The organism is Actinokineospora alba, from assembly GCF_004362515.1.
Classification (GTDB): domain Bacteria; phylum Actinomycetota; class Actinomycetes; order Mycobacteriales; family Pseudonocardiaceae; genus Actinokineospora; species Actinokineospora alba.
This window is the reverse complement of the sequence record NZ_SNXU01000001.1, coordinates 6020458-6037503: the sequence shown is the minus strand read 5'-3', so window position 1 is coordinate 6037503 and position 17046 is coordinate 6020458. Positions and strand designations below refer to the sequence as shown.

16 protein-coding genes are annotated in these 17046 nt (G+C 70.6%); 7 read left to right on the top strand and 9 right to left on the bottom strand.

The genetic code is table 11. The annotated features are described in order from the left end of the window. The first annotated feature begins 82 nt into the window (after positions 1-82). Genes C8E96_RS27560 through C8E96_RS27545 form a run of 4 tightly spaced genes read left to right on the top strand, consistent with a single transcriptional unit; the run spans position 83 to position 3969 of the window. The gene (locus C8E96_RS27560; protein WP_091370051.1) at positions 83-2569 is read left to right on the top strand and encodes a sensor histidine kinase; all 2487 of its coding nucleotides are present in this window, start codon (positions 83-85) and stop codon (positions 2567-2569) included. Positions 2570-2593: 24 nt separating this feature from the next. After that, positions 2594-3028 carry a roadblock/LC7 domain-containing protein gene (locus C8E96_RS27555; protein ID WP_091370050.1) on the top strand — a complete coding sequence of 145 codons (435 nt, stop codon included), beginning with the start codon at positions 2594-2596 and terminating at the stop codon, positions 3026-3028. After that, entirely contained in the window at positions 3028-3399 is a 372-nt protein-coding gene (locus C8E96_RS27550) for a DUF742 domain-containing protein (protein ID WP_091370049.1), read from the top strand. Before C8E96_RS27555 ends, C8E96_RS27550 begins: the two co-directional genes overlap by 1 nt. 12 nt (positions 3400-3411) lie before the next feature. Beyond that, positions 3412-3969 (top strand): GTP-binding protein, encoded by a 558-nt coding sequence (locus C8E96_RS27545; protein ID WP_091370047.1) that lies wholly within the window; start codon positions 3412-3414, stop codon positions 3967-3969. Here C8E96_RS27545 and C8E96_RS27540 read toward each other — a convergent pair. Beyond that, a complete protein-coding gene (locus C8E96_RS27540; RefSeq protein WP_091370045.1) occupies positions 3966-4733 on the bottom strand; it encodes an LmeA family phospholipid-binding protein in 768 nt (255 codons plus the stop codon). The two genes, C8E96_RS27545 and C8E96_RS27540, sit on opposite strands and share 4 nt — an antisense overlap. Before the next feature lie 129 nt (positions 4734-4862). Between C8E96_RS27540 and C8E96_RS27535 the strand changes: the two genes are divergently transcribed. The 3 genes from C8E96_RS27535 to C8E96_RS27525 are packed head-to-tail and all read left to right on the top strand — an operon-like array spanning position 4863 to position 8051. Next, positions 4863-6035, top strand: a complete 1173-nt coding sequence (locus tag C8E96_RS27535) for a PP2C family protein-serine/threonine phosphatase (RefSeq protein WP_267463816.1) — start codon at positions 4863-4865, stop codon at positions 6033-6035. 2 nt (positions 6036-6037) lie between these two features. Further along, positions 6038-7615, top strand: coding sequence for a sensor histidine kinase (locus C8E96_RS27530; protein ID WP_091370043.1), 1578 nt, complete (start codon positions 6038-6040; stop codon positions 7613-7615). Further along, positions 7608-8051, top strand: coding sequence for a response regulator (locus C8E96_RS27525; protein ID WP_091370041.1), 444 nt, complete (start codon positions 7608-7610; stop codon positions 8049-8051). The genes C8E96_RS27530 and C8E96_RS27525 overlap by 8 nt, the downstream gene beginning before the upstream one ends. Before the next feature lies 1 nt (position 8052). Here the strand turns inward: C8E96_RS27525 and C8E96_RS27520 are convergent, their stop codons facing one another. The 8 genes from C8E96_RS27520 to C8E96_RS27485 all read right to left on the bottom strand — a co-directional run bounded on the left by C8E96_RS27520 (position 8053) and on the right by C8E96_RS27485 (position 16970). After that, the gene (locus C8E96_RS27520) at positions 8053-8634 is read right to left on the bottom strand and encodes a hypothetical protein (protein ID WP_133794825.1); all 582 of its coding nucleotides are present in this window, start codon (positions 8632-8634) and stop codon (positions 8053-8055) included. 68 nt (positions 8635-8702) lie between these two features. Next, positions 8703-10196, bottom strand: a complete 1494-nt coding sequence (locus C8E96_RS27515; protein WP_091370037.1) for an SDR family oxidoreductase — start codon at positions 10194-10196, stop codon at positions 8703-8705. Between the two features lie 320 nt (positions 10197-10516). Further along, positions 10517-12022 (bottom strand): FG-GAP-like repeat-containing protein, encoded by a 1506-nt coding sequence (locus C8E96_RS27510; RefSeq protein ID WP_091370035.1) that lies wholly within the window; start codon positions 12020-12022, stop codon positions 10517-10519. 220 nt (positions 12023-12242) lie between these two features. Next, positions 12243-12698, bottom strand: coding sequence for a DUF6319 family protein (locus tag C8E96_RS27505; protein ID WP_091370033.1), 456 nt, complete (start codon positions 12696-12698; stop codon positions 12243-12245). A gap of 72 nt (positions 12699-12770) precedes the next feature. After that, the gene (locus C8E96_RS27500) at positions 12771-13415 is read right to left on the bottom strand and encodes a biliverdin-producing heme oxygenase (RefSeq protein ID WP_091370031.1); all 645 of its coding nucleotides are present in this window, start codon (positions 13413-13415) and stop codon (positions 12771-12773) included. A gap of 50 nt (positions 13416-13465) precedes the next feature. Continuing rightward, a complete protein-coding gene (locus C8E96_RS27495) occupies positions 13466-15175 on the bottom strand; it encodes a DUF4153 domain-containing protein (protein ID WP_091370029.1) in 1710 nt (569 codons plus the stop codon). A gap of 74 nt (positions 15176-15249) precedes the next feature. Next, the gene (locus C8E96_RS27490) at positions 15250-16290 is read right to left on the bottom strand and encodes a HAMP domain-containing sensor histidine kinase (RefSeq protein WP_091370027.1); all 1041 of its coding nucleotides are present in this window, start codon (positions 16288-16290) and stop codon (positions 15250-15252) included. Continuing rightward, complete coding sequence (locus C8E96_RS27485) at positions 16287-16970, bottom strand: response regulator transcription factor (RefSeq protein ID WP_176926715.1); 684 nt, start codon at positions 16968-16970, stop codon at positions 16287-16289. Before C8E96_RS27485 ends, C8E96_RS27490 begins: the two co-directional genes overlap by 4 nt. Positions 16971-17046 lie beyond the last annotated feature (76 nt).

Below are 17046 nucleotides of genomic sequence, written 5' to 3'. Positions count from 1 at the left end.
GCGAGCGCGCCGTGATGCTGAGTGATCAGGTCGCGGCACCACCGGCGTCGATCACGCCGTCGGCCCGACGTTGTGGAGAGCTGTGAAGCGGAAGAGCGGTGCGCAGGCCAAGAGCACGTCCATCCGGTCCCGCCTCACCGGTGTCGTCCTCGTTCCCGCGCTGATCCTGTTGGCCATGTGGGCGGTGTTCTCCACCTACACCGTGTTCGACGGCATCTTCATCCGCGACACCGCCGCCGCGGTCAAAGGCGGGTCCATCCCGGCGGTGAACACGCTCGCCGCGCTGCAGCGTGAACGGCAGGCCACGATCGCCGCGCTGAACGCGGGCACCCCGGACCTGCCCACCCTCGCGACCCAGCAGCAGACGACCGACCTGGCCCTGCGCGACTTCACCACCGCCATCGACCAGATGCCCGGCAGCACCACCCCGGAGATCGACGCGCGGCTGCGGAGCTTCATCGAGGCGGTCAGCGCCCTGCCGCAGCGGCGCGTCGAGGTCGAGCGCGGCGGCGCCGACCGCAACCAGGTCTTCGAGTACTACAACGGCCTGATCGACGCGGGCCTCGCCGTGTTCGAGACGCAGGCCAGGGCCCTGCCGGACGCGGGCATGGTCGAGTCGACCCTGACGATGATCGACACCATCCGGGTCGGCGACCGGATGTCGCGCGCGGGCTCGCTCGGCGAGGTGGCGATCGCGGCGGAGGGCTTCACCCCGGAGCAGCACGTCGCCTTCGTGACCCTGGTCGGGTCCTACCGCACCACGTTGCTCACCCAGGCCGCCCTCGGCGTCGAACCGCTGAAGACCGCCTACGAGCGGCTCGCCGCGACCCCGATGTGGCAGCGGCTCGTCGTCGCGGAGAACGCGCTCATCACCGCGGGCCCCCGCGTGGAGACCAAAGACCGACGCAACCCGCCGCCCCCGCCGCCCGTCTCCGCGCAGGAGTGGACGACCGTCAGCACCGCGGGCGCCGAGGACCTGATCAAGCTGTCCACCCAGCAGGTCGCGGGCGCGGTCGCGGTGGTCATCGAACGGGCGGACAAGCGGTTCGCCACCGGGCTCATCGGCAGTCTCATCGCCCTGCTGACGGTGATCGCGGGCATGGCGGTGGCCACCTGGATCGCTCGAAGACTCGTCGACAAGGCGCTGGTCACCCGGCTCGAGGGGCTCAAGAACGACTCGCTGCGGCTGGCCCACGAGCGGCTGCCCGACATCGTCGACCGGCTGCGCCAGGGCGCCCGGGTCGACGTCGGGGCCGAGGTGCCGCCGCTGGACTACGGCACCGACGAGATCGGTCAGGTCGCCGACGCGTTCAACGCCGCGCAGTACACCGCGATCGCCGCCGCGGTGAAGGAGAGCCAGGCCCGCGAAGGCGTCAACCGGGTCTTCCTCGGCATCGCCCACCGCCACCAGGGCCTGGTCCACCGCCAGCTCAAGATCCTCGACAAGATCGAGCGCGAAGAGGAGAACCCCGAACACCTCGACGCGCTGTTCCAGCTCGACCACCTGGCCACCCGCGCCCGTCGCAACGCCGAGAACCTGATCATCCTCGCGGGTGAGCAGCCCGGACGGCAGTGGCGCAGGCCGGTGCGGCTGCTCGACATCCTGCGCGCCGCGGTCGCCGAGACCGAGCAGTACGTGCGGGTCCGCGTCCAGCAGGTGCCCGACGTCGCGCTGCAGGGCGTCGCGGTGGCCGACACCATCCACCTCGTCGCCGAACTGGTCGACAACGCGGCATCGTTCTCGCCGCCGCGCTCCCAGGTCGACGTCTACACCAGCCAGGTCTCCGGCGGCGTTGTCGTCGAGATCGAGGACCACGGCCTCGGCATGACCACCGAGGACCGCGAGCAGGCCAACCAGATGCTCGCCTACCCGCCCGAGTTCGACGCCATGGCGCTGCGCGGCGAGTCGCGCCTCGGGCTGTTCGTGGTGGCCCGGCTGGCCGCCCGCCGGTCCATCCGGGTCGAACTGCGCGAATCCCCGTACGGCGGCACCGTGGCGCTGGTATTCCTGCCATCGGACATCGTGGTCGAGGCGGTGGACGACGAGTCGGGCAATCCCGGCCCCCGGCCCCGCCAGCACGTCGAGCGCAACGCGCGGGCGCCGGAGCCCGCGGGAACACCGTTCGAACCGCCGATGACAAGCATCGACTGGATGTGGTCGGATTCGGCGGGCGCCGTCGACGACGGCGCCCACTGGCCGATGCACGACGACGAATCACCGGAAACGGTGCCACGGCAGGGGTTCCGCGGGCAGATCACCGACCTCGGAACCGACTTCGCCGCGGCGCTGGGCGGCGCCGGCATCGACCGAGCCAACGTCGAGGTCGGGGAGTCGCGGAAGGTGAACGAGAACCGTGCGGGTGGTGGGCATGACGAGACGGGCCCACCGCTGCCCAGGAGGAAACGGCAGCAGAACCTCGCGCCCCAGCTGCGCGACGAACCGCCCGCCGAGGACCTGCCGGAACGCGAGCACTCCCCGGAACGGGTGCGCGACACCATGTCGGCGTTCCAACGGGGAACGCGGGACGCGCGCAGAGCCGACCCGCCGGTCGAGCCAAGAGACAGCTGATTGAGAGAGGGAGGACAGCACCAGGTGAACGACAAGATCGGCCAGGACCGCCAGCTCAACTGGCTTTTGGACGACCTGGTTCGCAGGGTCGTCGGAATCCGCCACTCCGTCGTGCTCTCCGCGGATGGGTTGCTCCTTGGCCGGTCGGAAGACCTGTCCAAGGACGACTCCGAACACCTGTCCGCGATGGCCTCGGCGTTCCAGAGCCTGGCCCGCGGGACCGGCAGACAGTTCGGCGGTGGCCAGGTGCGGCAGACGATCGTGGAGATGGACCACGCGTTCCTCTTCGTGACCGCCGCGGGCCGGGGTGCCTGCCTCGCCGTGCTCGGCGAGGAGGACGCCGACGTCGGCATGATCGCCTACGAGATGAACATGCTGGTCAAGCGGGTAGGGGCGCATCTGGCGTCGGCGCCGAGGGTGGGGCAGCCCGCGGTGCTGCCGGGTCGACGGCCGTCCTGATGGCGGGGGACCGCGACTGGTGGTTCGACGAGGCGGCGGGCCCGCTGATCCGGCCCTACGCGATGACGCGGGGCCGGACCCGGCCGGGCGCGCCGAATCTCAACCTGGTCACCCAGATCCGCGCCTCCCGCAACCGGTCGGACCTTTCCCAGCTCACGCCTGAGCACCAGGAGATCGTCGACCTGTGCGAGCGGCCGCTGTCGGTGGCCGAGATCGCGGCCTACCTGAACATCCCCCTCGTCGTGGCGAAGATTCTGATCAGCGACCTGCTCGAGCTGGGAGATGTGGTGGCGGGCGCGCCGTTCCAAACCTCGGACATCGTCGACACGAAGTTCCTGCAAGCGGTGCTCGATGGTATTCGGAGGATCTGACACTTGAGTGACATGGGGATCATCCCCACCGCGGTCAAGATCGTGGTCGCGGGCGGATTCGGCGTCGGGAAGACCACCATGGTCAACTCGGTCAGCGAGATCCCGCCACTGCGCACCGAGGAGGTGCTGACGGAGGCGGGTGTCGGGGTCGACGACATGGCGGGCATCGAGGGCAAGGAGACGACGACGGTCGCCTTGGACTTCGGCCGCATCACGATCAGCCCGCGGGTGGTGCTGTACCTGTTCGGGACGCCTGGGCAGAACCGGTTCTGGTTCATGTGGGATGAGCTGGCTGTCGGGGCGCTCGGGGCTGTCGTCCTGGTGGACACGCGGCGGTTGGATTCCAGCTTTCCGTCGATCGACTTCTTCGAGAATCGGAACATTCCGTTCGTGGTGGCGGTGAATCGGTTCGAGGGCGGATTTCCGCATACCGATGCCCAGGTCCGGCAGGCTTTGGATCTTGATCCGAATGTGCCCATCGTGAGCTGTGATGTGCGGGATCGGGAGTCCAGCAAGGAAGTGCTGATCGAGTTGGTGCAGTACACGATGGATCAGCTGGCTGGGGTCTAGCGACCGACCGTCAGGGTTTGCGCCGCCGTGGCGAGCAGTCCGACCATCTCCGCGAGTGGCGTGCTCGACAGTTTGTCGCGCCAGTCCTGGGCTTCGCCGCGGAGGCGGACGCCCTCCTCCGACGTCGTCACCGAGGTGAGGGTGAGCCCTCGCGGGAGTTCGGGCAGGGGGACGCGGAACGGCGCGAGCCGGGTGGGCAGTGGCAGTCTCCGGCCCGCCAGCCACAGTGCCACCGGGCGCAGGCGGGCCACACCGTCCTCGACTTCCGGGGCCACCTCAAGCTCTCCGGGCCACGGCTTGCGGGAGACCAGCAGGACCGAGCCGAAGCGCACTCCCAGGTCCGGTCGGGTCTCGGCGATCTCGGCCAGCAGGGTCTCCGCGGTGATGGTCACGTCGAGTTGGACCGACTCGGCCGTCACGGTGGTGGAGAGCGGGCCGGCGAAACGCAGGTCGCGGACCGTCACCACGAGCCGCTCCAGTGCCAGCGGCGGCCAGCCGAGGTCCCTCGCCTCGAACGTCGCCTCGTCGATGCGGCCCTGGGCCAGGCGGAACGTGTCGCCCGTGCAGGCCAGGTCCACGACCGTCATGGGGACGTCCTGGTCCGCGGTGCGGACGGTGACCCGCTTGCCGCGCAGGCGTTGGGCCGCGACTCGGACGGCTGTTTCCAGGACACCCGCGGGGGTTGTGGGCACCGACGGCAGCAGCGCCCGGCCAGCCGCGAACACGGCCTCCAGGCCGCGGACCGGCAGCCACCCCTCGCTCACGGCTCCACTATGACCCACCCGCGCCCGCGCCGCCCCGGTGGGCCTGTCCACGATGCGGCGCTCATCCGGCAGGGTCGGTGAGCCCGGCTAACATCATTTGCCGGGGATGGCGCACGTCATGGAGTCGACTTGGTTGCAGATAGAGAGCCATCGCGGCAGCTCATACGGGTCCTGCTGGTGGAGGACGACGCGGGTGACGCGATGTTGGTGGAGGAATTGCTGGCCGAGGTCGACGCGCCGATTCGGCTGACCAGGGCAGTGTCGCTCACCGCAGCGAAGCCGCTGCTGGCCGGGCAGGACTGTGTCCTGCTCGACCTCGGGCTGCCCGACGCCAGTGGGCTGCAGGCGGTGCGCGAGCTCAAAGAGGCCGACGACAAGACCGCGCTGGTCGTCCTCACCGGGCTGGCCGACGCGGGCCAGGGGGTGGCGGCGGTGGCCGCGGGCGCCCAGGACTACCTGGTCAAGGGGCAGGTCGACGGCGACCTGCTGGCCCGGGTGCTGCGCTACGCGGTCGAGCGGGCCCGCAGTGAGGAAGTCCACCGGCAGTTGCGCGACGAGCGGCTGCTCGCCATGGAGAAGGGCCGCCTCGAACGCGGGCTGCTGCCCACTCCGGTGCTCAACGACGACGCGCTGCACGTGCAGACCCGCTACGCCGCGGGCCGGGAGCGGATGCTGCTCGGCGGCGACTTCTACGACGTCGTCGAAACCGACGACGGCACCGTGCACGCCATCGTCGGCGATGTGTGCGGCCACGGCCCCGACGAGGCCGCGCTGGGCGTGTGCCTGCGCGTGGCGTGGCGCGCCATGGTGATCGCCGGGCGGCCCGTGCCCGAGGTCCTCGACACCATGCAGCGCGTCCTGGTGCACGAGCGCCACCTCGACGGCCTGTTCGCCACCGCGTCCATGCTCTCGGTGGCGCCCGACCGGCGCACCGCCCGGCTCCACCTGGCGGGCCACCCGCCGCCGGTGCTGTGGGCGGACAACAAGTCCACCCTGCTCAGCGCCCCCGTCGGGGTGCCGCTCGGCGTGCTGCCCGGCGCGAACTGGGTGCCCGCGACCATCGACCTCGGCGACGACTGGTCGGTGCTGATGTACACCGACGGGCTCATCGAGGGCCGGGTCGACGACTCCGCCGAACGCCTGGGCGCCGACCGGCTCGTGCAGATGGTGTGCGCCGCGGCCTCCGCCGGGCCGGGGTGGCAGCGCACCGTGCTCGACGACCTGGTCCGCGACGTGTGCGTGCTCAACGACGGCGACCTCGTCGACGACGTCGCCACCCTGCTGATCACCCGGGTCAGGTGAGGATGACCGACACCCTCGCCCCCCGATGGTCCACCTCCCAGTGGGCGCTGCGCCGCTGGCTGACCGTGGCGATCACGCTGCTGGTCGCCGTCCTCACCGGCGCGGTCGTCGCGGTCGCGTTGGCGATCATGAACCTGGGCGACGCCCGCGAACGCCTGGTGGACAAGATCGACCCCGCCATCCACCAGGCCCAGCGGATCGAGGCGGCCGCGCAGGACCAGCGGGCGGGCGCGGGTGGCTACACGGTCACCGGCGAACGGGCCTTCCTCGACTCCTACCACGAGGCCGCGCAGGTCCAGCGTGACGCGACGCAGCGGCTGCGACCCCTGCTCGACGGCCTGCCGGAGATCGCCGCGACCGTCGACACCGTCACCGCGGAGACCGAGCGGTGGCGGACCGAGTACGCCGAGCCGAACATCCGCCAGTACGAGACCACCGGCAAGGAAGGCTCCCTCGTCGGCGGCGCCGAGCGGTTCGCCCCGGTTCGCGGCGCCCTCAGCACGCTGGGCCTGCGGCTCGACACCGCGCGCGCCGAGGGCAGGCAGGCGCTGGCCGAGGCCGCCGACTACGTCGTGCAGGTCTGCACGGCCATCGCCATCACGCTGCTGCTGGTGTTCCTCGCCGCCATGCTCGCCATGCGGCAGGCCGTCGTCGGGCCCATCGGCAGGCTCGCCACCGCGGTGCGGCGGGTCGCCGACGGCGACTTCCAGCACGAGGTCCGGGTCACCGGCGGACCCAAGGAGGTCATCGAGCTCTCCGGCGACGTCGACCAGATGCGCAGGCGGATCGTCACCGACCTCGCCGCCCAGCGCGAGGTCAACGCCGAACTCGACGTGCGCACCGAGGACCTGGCCCGCTCCAACGCGGAGCTGGAGCAGTTCGCCTACGTCGCCTCCCACGACCTGCAGGAGCCGCTGCGCAAGGTCGCCAGCTTCTGCCAGCTGCTCGAACGCCGCTACAAGGGGCAGCTCGACGAGCGGGCCGACCAGTACATCGGGTTCGCCGTCGACGGCGCCAAGCGGATGCAGGTGCTGATCAACGACCTGCTCGCGTTCAGCCGGGTCGGGCGGCACCCGACCCCGCAGGTCGAGATCGAGTGCGCCGACCTGGTCGACCAGGCGAAGGGAAACCTGGCCGAGCTGATCGAGGAATCCGACGCCAAGATCGAGATCGGCCCGCTGCCCACCGTGGTGGGGGAGCGCGCGCTGCTCGCCGGGGTGTTCCAGAACCTCATCGGCAACGCGGTGAAGTTCCGCGGCGAGGACCCGCCGCGGGTGCGGATCGACGCCGAGCGCAAGGACGAGGACTGGGAGTTCTCGGTCAGCGACAACGGAATCGGCATCGCGCCCGAGTACGCCGAGCGGGTGTTCGTGATCTTCCAGCGGCTGCACGCCAAGGAAGCCTATGAGGGCACCGGGATCGGCCTGGCCATGTGCCGCAAGATCATCGAATATCACGGTGGCAGGATCTGGATCGACACGGAAGAGAAACCGGGTGCACCGGGCGCTGTGGGTACCACAGTCCGGTTCACCCTCCCCGTGCACGATCCCCACGAGAAAACCGAGGAAGCTAGTGAGTGACCCGACCCTGTTGAACGTGATCGAGGTCCTGCTGGTCGAGGACGACGACGGCGACATCCTCATGACCCGCGAGGCGTTCGAACACTTCAAGATCCACAACTCGCTGCACGTGGTGCGCGACGGCGAGCAGGCGCTGCAGTTCCTGCGCCGCGAGGGCGATTACGCCGAGGCGCCGCGCCCGGACCTGATCCTGCTCGACCTGAACCTCCCGCGCTTCGACGGCCGCCAGGTGCTGGCCGAGATCAAGTCCGACGCGACGCTGCGGAGGATCCCGGTGGTCGTGCTGACCACCTCGGAGGCGGAGGAAGACATCCTGCGCAGCTACGAGCTGCACGCCAACGCCTACGTCGCCAAGCCCGTCGACTTCGACCGGTTCATCGAGGTCATCCGCAAGATCGACGAGTTCTTCGTGACCGTGGTCAAGCTGCCGAAGTAGCTCACGGGTTGTTCTGCGCGCTCACCGTCAGGGTCTTCGAGACGGTCTTCACGTCCTTGGGCCACACGGTGTACTTGTGCGTGGTCTGGCCGGTCGTGCCCGAGCACGGGAAGCTCAGCTCCAGCTGCCCGCTCGCCGGGTAGTCCTTGCCGTAGGCGCCGTAGAGGGTCGGGTTGTCCACCGCGATCGCCGCGCCGGGCGCGCCGGTGATCTTCCAGGCGATGATGACCGGGACGCCCGGCTTGTTGAAGGGCGCCTCCGGGGTTCCGTTGATCGGGCACGACGGCTTCTGGACCACGGTGAAGCTCACGATCGCCGCGCCGGTCGGCGGGTGGGCGGTGGTCGTGGTCGGGTGGTGGGTCGTCGTGCGCGGGGGCGTCGCGCGGGTCGTGGTTTTGGCGCTGCCGCCGTCCGGCTTCGCGGCGTCGGACGCGGTGACCGTGACCGTCTCCGTGGGCGGCGGCGTCGTGGTGGTGTCCCGGCCGCCCTGCGCGTCGCTGGTCTGGACACTGGTGCAGCCGACCGCGGTGAAGGCGGCGACCGCCAGCAGGCCGGTCAGTCTTCGTGCTGTGGTGCCGTTCATCGTGATCCCCACCCGTTCTCTCTGTCGTGAACAGACAGACGTGCGGAGTCGCCGGAGGTTGCGGGCGCCTACCAGGCCGCGGGCTCGTAATCCTTGAGGAAGCAGCCGTAGATGTCCTCGCCTTGTTCGCCGCGCACGATCGGATCGTAGACCCGTGCGGCGCCGTCGACGAGGTCCAGCGGGGCGTGGAAACCTTCTTCGGCCAAGCGCATCTTGGTCGGGTGCGGGCGTTCGTCGGTGATCCAGCCGGTGTCGACGGCGGTCATCAGGATGCCGTCGATCAGCATCTCCTGCGCGCTGGTGCGCGTCAGCATGTTCAGCGCGGCCTTGGCCATGTTGGTGTGCGGGTGGCCGGGCCCCTTGTAGGCGCGGCTGAACTGACCCTCCATCGCGGACACGTTGACCACGTACTTGCGTCGCGCGGTCGCCGCGGCCATCGCCGAGCGCAGCCTGCTGATCAGGATGAACGGCGCGGTCTGGTTGCACAGCTGCACTTCCAGCAGCTCCATCGCGTCGACCTCGTGCACCCGCTGGGTCCAGCTGTTCACCGGGTGCAGGTCGGGCACCAGCCCACCCGCGTCGATGGCGGTGTTGTCGGCGATCCGCTCCGGCGACGCCGAACCCGCGGTCAGCGCGAGCGCGGTCACCGGGTGCAGGTCGTTGGTGTGCGGCTCGATGGCCCCGGCGAGCGCCGCCGGGTGCGCGTCGCCGGTGCGGCCCAGGCTCAGCATCTCGGGCAGCGGGCCCGAGGGCAGGGGAGCGGACTCGGCCTCGGCGAGCAGCGAGTACGACCCCGCCGAACGCCGGACGGTCTGGGCGGCGTTGTTGATCAGGATGTCGAGCGGCCCCTGCGCGGCGACGGTGTCGGCGAGTGCCACCACCTGCGCCGGGTCGCGCAGGTCGATGCCGACGACGCGCAGCCGGTGCAGCCAGTCCGCGCTGTCGGGCATCCCGGCGAACCGCCGCACGGCGTCGTGCGGGAAGCGGGTGGTGATGGTGGTGTGCGCGCCGTCGCGCAGCAGGCGCAGGGCGATGTACATGCCGATCTTCGCCCGCCCGCCGGTCAGCAGCGCCCGACGCCCGGTCAGGTCGGTCCGCGCGTCGCGGCGGCCCCGGTTCAGCTCGGCGCAGGGCGGGCAGAGCTGGTGGTAGAACGCGTCGACGACGTGGTAGCGCTGTTTGCAGGTGTAGCAGGAGCGGGCGCGCAGGAGGGTGCCCGCGCTGGCGCCCACGGTGTTGGAGACCAGCGGGATGCCCTGGGTCTCGTCGTCGATGCGGGCGGGTGAGCCGGTGGCGGTGGCCTCGGTGACGGCCTTGTCGGCCTCGGTGACCGCGGCCCGCTTGGCGGCGCGGCGGCGCAGGCGGACGGACTTGAAGATGCGCGCGGTCGCCCGGCGGACGGCCACGGCGTCGGGGTGTTCGGTGGGGAGCTGGTCGACCTCGGCCAGGACGTCGAGACAGGCCTGAAGCCGTTCGGGGGCGATGCCGGGGACGTCGATCCCCTCGTCGAAGCCGTCCTCGGCCTGCGCCTCGTCGACCGTTTCGTCCTGAATCGCAGTCATGTCCCGCCGCTCCGCATCGCACTTTCGTCACGACAACTGTAGAAGCCGCGGTCGCGGCGGTGGCGGGCCGCCTGCTTTTCGAGCTTTCAGAGATGGGCTAGTTGGATACACCTATCAAGATATCGGATGGAGTCCTGTGGGGACGTGGGAGATGGAGTCGGGGTGGCGGGTCGGCTTGGCGCGGATGTGCTGACCACCGCGCCTGGACGGGCGGGGTCCGGCTGGCGGGTTGGCCTGGCCCGCACGTCCGACCACCTCGGCCTGGACGAGGAGGGTGGAAGTGTCGTCACCGCGACGGCACTTCCACCCTGTCGTCAGCGTCAGCGGCAGGTGGCCAGCACGACGCCGACCACGAGACACGTGGCCTGGCTGGTGTCGTTGGAGGCGTTGGGATCGGCGGGGAAGCTCGCCGTGCGGGTCGCGGTGATGGTGAAGTTCCCCGTGGTCAGTGCGCTCACCGGCGTGGTGAACTTGCGGGTGGTCGACGCGCCGACCGCGAGGTTGCCCACGTTGCAGGTGACCTTGCCCGCGCCTGCCACACAGTGCGGGCCCGCGACCCCGGTCAGGCCTTGCGGGATGGTCGAGGTGACCGTCCCGTTCCGGACCGGGTCGGGCCCGGAGTTGGTGATGGTCAGGCTGAACTCGAGGTACGGCTTCAGGATCGCCAGCCGCGGCTTGGCGGTCAGCTTCACGCCGATGTCGGCGGTCATCGGGACCGTCTGGTTCAGCAGCACCGAGACAGCGCGCGAGGTTCGGCTCGTGGTGACCAGGTCGGGGCGGTCGTCGGTGTTGACGTCGGCGGCGATCAGGTCGGTCGGCGTCGTCGAGGTGCCCAGCGTGGTGGCGGGCGTGAACGTGCCGTCGCCGTTGCCGAAGACCGCGACGTGGTGCGCTTGGGCGACGGACACGGCGATGTCGTGGTCACCGTCCATGTCGAGGTCGGACACGGCCACCGCGAACGGCTCCGGCCCGATGGGCAGCGAGGTCGGCGCGCCGAAAGCGCCGCCGGGCAGGCCGAGCAGGATCGAGCTGGTGCCGCTGCCGTAGTCGGCGGTGACCAGGTCGACGACGCCGTCGGCGTTGAAGTCGCCCGCGGCCACGTCGATGGGCTGGCTGCCCGCGGGGAACGCGATGGCCCCGCCGAACGCGCCCGCGCCCTGGCCCGGCAGGACATTCACCGCGTTGCCGGACAGGCCCACCACGGCGATGTCGATGATGTCGTCGCCGGTGAGGTCGTGCAGGACGATGCCCCGGGAATAGCCACTGGCCGCGTAGTCCGTGGGCGCGCCGAACGCACCGGTTCCGGTGCCCAGGTGGACCGTGACCCCGGTCGGCCTGCTGGTCACCAGGTCGGCCTTGCTGTCGCCGTTGACGTCGGCGGTCGCCAAGGCCTCCGCTCCGGAGGTCGACGGGTACTCCGACCTCGTGCCGAACGTCCCGTCGCCGTTGCCGAGCAGGACCGACACGGCGGAGTTGATGCTCGCCGCGAGGTCGACTTTGCCGTCGCCGTTGAAGTCGCCCGCGACGACGCCGGTCGGCTCCGGTCCGGAGAGCACGCCGATCCGCGGGGCGAACGTCCCCGCGCCCGCCCCCAGCAGGATCGAGAACTCCCAGTCGAAGCGGTCGGCGGTGGCCAGGTCGGGCTTGCCGTCGGAGTTGAAGTCGGCGGACACGACCGCCTCCGGCCGAACCCCCGTCGGATAGTCGACGTGGGGTGCGAAGGTGATCGGGTTGGCGGCCTGGGCGGGCAGGCTCGGCACGACTATCACCGCGACGGCGCACCCGATGATCGCGATCGAACGGGCGCGGACATGCCTGGGTCTCATCAGGGCCTACCTTCGTGGCGGGGAGTGTTCGTGCATCTCGCCCATCGCGCGCCAGGCATGGTCCGTTTCGGGTAACAAGACGTCTACTTGGACCAATGTTTGCTCCGGCGGGACGCCGGCGACCACTTTGTGTGAACAACACAAGGGTCGGGCGATCACCCGCTGTGAGAGACGAAAATGGGCCCGAACCAGCGGTCCGGGCCCATCAGCGTTCTCGCGATCAGCCTTCCTGCAACTCCGCCAGCGCCGCCTTCACCTTCGAAAGCTCCGCCTCCAGCTCCTCCATCCGGGCCCGGTGCTGCTCGCGCGCAGCGTCCAGGACCGTCTCGATCGCCTTGGAGATGTCTTCGTGCAGTTCGGCCGCCGCCCGCGACACGGCGGTGGCGGGGACGGACACGCCCTGCATCATCCGCTTGCCGCCCTGGGAGAGCTCGGCCTGCCACTCGCCCTCGGCGGTGCCGGTGACCGTGAGGGTCAGCTCCACGGTCCGAGTCTTCTTCGCGGTGCTCGCCACCCGCGGGGCCTTGGGCTTCTTGGCCGCCGGTGCCTTCGCGGGAGCCGCGGCGGGCTCAGGCGCGGTGGCCTCGGAAACCTCGGAAATCTCGGTGACCTCGGGGGCTTCGGAAACAACGGACTCGGGCACAGCTTCGGTCTCGGTGGTCTCGGTGGACACCATCGACTCCCTCTTACGTCGCCAGGTGGAACGGTCAAATTAGAACACCCGTTCGTACCGGCGTGATCGCCGGGGTCAGGCCACCAGGTACCGGTCCAGGTCCTCCGCGAGTTCCTCGAACACTGCCGTGTTCAGCTCGAACGCGACCTGGGCCTCGCTGATCAGGTCGGCCCGCTGCGCCGCCGACCAGGGGGCGGAGTCCAGCAGGGCGCGGTACTTGTCGCGGAACACCGGGGCCGGGCCGAGTTCGTCGAAATCGTAGAAGCGGGCCCGGATGCCGTGCTGCGTGCGCAGCCGGTTGCGGATGACCTGCCCGCCCGCGATGTCGCCCAGGTACCGCGTGTACTGGTGGGCGACGAACCGGGTGGACTCACCGGACACCGCCGCGACCCGGTCGACGTACTCGGCCGTGGCGGCGGCGGGCCGGATCCGGGCGCGCCAGTCCGGTCCCAGCAGCGCCTCGAGGTCGTCGACCAGGCCGGGCATCCGGCGCAGGGCGTCGATGACGAACGGGCCCGCCACCGGGTCCTCGCGCATCGCCGTCGCCGCCGACTCGAGGGCGTCGTAGATGAAGTAATGCTGCACGGCGAGGGCCGCGTAGCCCGCCTGGCTCAGGTCGCCCGCGAGCAGGGCGACGATGTACGCCGATTCCTGCGCGCGGTCGTGACCTTCTCTGGTCGCGAGTCGAAGTTCCTGCGAGAACGGGATTTCCTCGGACATCGCGGGTCCCTTTCGCCGGTATCGGCCACTGCCCCCAGGCTAGCGGGTGATCACCGGTAGCTGCTCCAATCGCACACGACCGGGGCAATCCCGGCCAGAGCGGCCCTGGCCTGGGCGCGGCCGAGGTTCCATTCCAGCGGCCCGTCAGGGTGGATGGACAGCTCGTGGGCGTACCCCCGCAACGCGCACGACCGCATCGGTGCGGGCAGGTTGACCAGCGCGGGCACGGCGTCGGCGGAAAGGCGCGAGAGGTAGTACTCGTCGATCTTGCCGGTCTCGGCGTACCGCTCCAGGTTTTGCTCGGCGATGAACCGGTCCGGATTGAGCACGGCCAGCCCCACCAGCAACGCCATGGCGGTGCCGAGCACGGCGCGCGGCACCCAGTCCGCCCGCAGTCGCACGCCCGCCACCAGCACCATCACGTAGACCAGGCCGAGCCAGATCTCGCAGAACCCGACGAGCAGCCGCAGCACCGTGAACCCGTAGGTCTCCTGGTAGGTCCACATCCTGCTCAGCGCCGAGAGGACGATGACGAGGGTCAGCCCGGCGAGTGCGCCGAGCAGGAACCGCAGCCACTGCCGCTCAGCCGCGGTCTCGGTCGGGGCGACCCGGGCGGCGACGCCGAGGACCACGAGCGTGAGCAGGGTGACCGCGAGCAACTGCCAGAAACCGGACCGGGCGTAGTTCGCGTAGGTGAGGTCGGCGGTCTTCATCACGTACTCGCTGCCGCCGAACAGCACGGTCAGCTGGACCGCGACGAAAGCGGCGAACAGCAGCACCAGGACCGCGACGGGCAGCGTCCACTCGACAAGGCGTACGCGTTTGCGGTCGGTCGCGGGCATCGTGTCCACGTGTGCGGGGTTGGCCAGCAGGAACGCCGCGCCCAGGGTGGCGAGCCCGACAAGGACGAACAGGAACACCCATTGCGTGATCCGACCCGCCTCCAGGTCGGGGACGAGTCCGTCGAGCAGTTCGGCGAAGGCCGCGTCGGCGCTGCCCAGCAGCGTCCCGAACACCACGAGCAGCACGACCGCGATGAGCACCGACCGGGCGATCCGCGGCGTCGACTCACCACCCTTGCGCACGGCGCGCAACCCCGCCGCCGCCCACGGCATGGCGCGCAGCGCCGCCACGGACACCGCCGCCGCCCCGAAAGCCAACGCCCGCACCGACTTTCCGCCCGCCGCGGCCAAGGAGCCCGCCACACAGGCGGTCAGCACGCAGAGCGCGAAGAGCCAGTCCGATGCCCGGATCGTGCCCACGGCCAGCAGAGCCAGCGCGGCGAGCAGCCACGGCACCCGTAACCGCCCCTTCGCCTCGTCGGCGATCACGAACAGCGCCCCCGCCACGCCCGCGCCGCCGATGAACCAGCCGACGCCCTGGCGGTCCAGGTTGATCATGAAGGCGGCGAACACGGCGGCGAGAACGGCCGCGAGCAGCGCCCGGCGAGGTGCGGCCGGGGTCGTGATCGGCCAGAACTCCTCGAAGAACGAGGGTTGGATCGGCTGGGCCAGGCGCCCGCTCGGCGACAGCGGGGTCATCGGTGCCACCACGACGGGCGTCACCCGCGCCTGCTCGTCCTGGTCCCCGTCCTCCGAGTCATCAGGGTCGTCCTCGTCCTCGTCCTCGGAGTGGGGGTCGGCGTCGTCGTCATCCAGTTCGTCGTCTTCATTCCACTCGGCCTCGGTCTCCACCGCCAAGGGCTCCGAGAACTCCTCAGCGGGGTCCGGGCGATCGGATTCGGGCGTCGATTCGGTCATGGTTTCTCCAAGTGGGCAGGGCGAACCACCGGAACGGCCTCGTTCCGGTCGAATGGCTTGGGTCTAAGCAGGCCCTAAGCGGGCAGGGTGATCCGGATGCGGCAGCCGCCGCGCATGGTGGGGGTCGGGTCGACGACGGCGATGGTGCCGCCGTGCAGTTCCACGACCCAGCGGGCGATCGCCAGGCCGAGGCCGGTGCCGCCGCCGGTCGCGCGTTCGCCCCGGGTGAAGCGGCGGAACACCAGGTCCCGCTCCGGCCGGGCGATCCCCGGCCCCTGGTCGCGGACCTCCAGCGTCAGGCCGCGGCTGGTGGTGACCGCGAGCACGCGCACCTCACCGTCGGCGGGGCCGTGGCGCACGGCGTTGTCGATGAGGTTCACCAGGACCTGGTGCAGCCGTTCCCGGTCGGCGGTCACCGTGGCCGCCGCGGGCTCGACCGACGTCACGAACCGCACGTTCCGGCTCGCCGCGGCCGCGTTGACCTCGGCTTCGGCGACGACCTCCGCGAGCAGCGGGGCGATCTCGACGGTCTCCCTGGTCAGGGTGTGCACGCCCGCGTCGATGCGGGACAGGTCCAGCAGCTCGGCGACCAGCTTGCCGAGCCGCTCGGCCTGGGTGAGTGCCGTGCGCATGGTGTCGGGGTCGGCGGCGCTGACCCCGTCGACCACGTTCTCCAGGACGGCCCGGAGCGCGGCGATCGGGGTGCGCAGCTCGTGGGAGACGTTGGCGATCAGCTCGCGGCGCTGCCGGTCGGCGGCCTCCAGGTCGGCGCTCATCTGGTTGAACGCCCGCCCCAGCTCGCCGACTTCGTCGCGGGCGGTCACCCGGACCCGCCGCGAGTAGTCGCCCTGCGCCATGGCACGGGCCGCGGCGGTCATCTCCCGCAGTGGCCGGGTCATGCCGTGGGCGAGGATCTGCGAGGTGACCAGCGCCCCGGTGATGGCGGTGATCGAGGTGACCGTGGGCAGCCAGCCGATCATGTACCAGAAGTAGGCCAACGCGACCGCGCCCGAGGCGATGAGCAGGATGCCCAGCTTGACCTTGATGGACCGCACCGGGTCCAGTGGTCGGGGCAGCAGTTCCAGCAGCGCCGCGCCGCGTTCGCGGAGGGTCATCTCGGCATCTCCAAGGCGTAGCCGACACCGTGCACGGTGCGGATCAGGTCGGCGCCCAGCTTGCGGCGCAGGGCCTTGATGTGGCTGTCGACCGTCCGGGTCCCCGCCGCGTCGCCCCAGCCCCAGATCTCGGCCAGCAGCCGCTCCCGGGGGTGCACGGCCCGCGGCCGGGCGGCCAGGTGGGCGATCAGCTCGAACTCGATCGGCGTCAGATGCGCCTCCACACCGGCCCGGCGCACCCGCCGCTCCACCGGGTCGACCTCCAGGTCGCCGACGACGATCGCCGCGTTCTCCTCGGGCTCGGCCTGCCGGTCGACCCGGCGCAGCAGGGCGTGCACACGGGCGGCCAGCTCCCGGATGGAGAACGGCTTGGTCATGTAGTCGTCCGCCCCGACCGCGAGCCCGACGAGCAGGTCCGTCTCGTCGTCGCGGGCGGTGAGCATGAGGACAGGCACCGGGCGCTCGGCCTGGATGCGTCGGCACACCTCAAGGCCGTCGAACCCGGGCAGCATGATGTCGAGCACCACCAGATCAGGCTTCGTCCGCGCCGCGACGGCCACCCCCAGGGGACCATCGTGGGCGAGGTCCACCTCGAACCCCTCGGCCCGCAAACGTGCCGCTATGGACTCCGCGATGGTCTGCTCGTCCTCGACCACCAACACCCGGCGCCTTGTCCCCATGGCCCAGACTCTAAGCACAGCCTGTGGGCGACCGTGGCGGACGATGTGAACGTTGTGTGGAGAAGCGATCGGATAA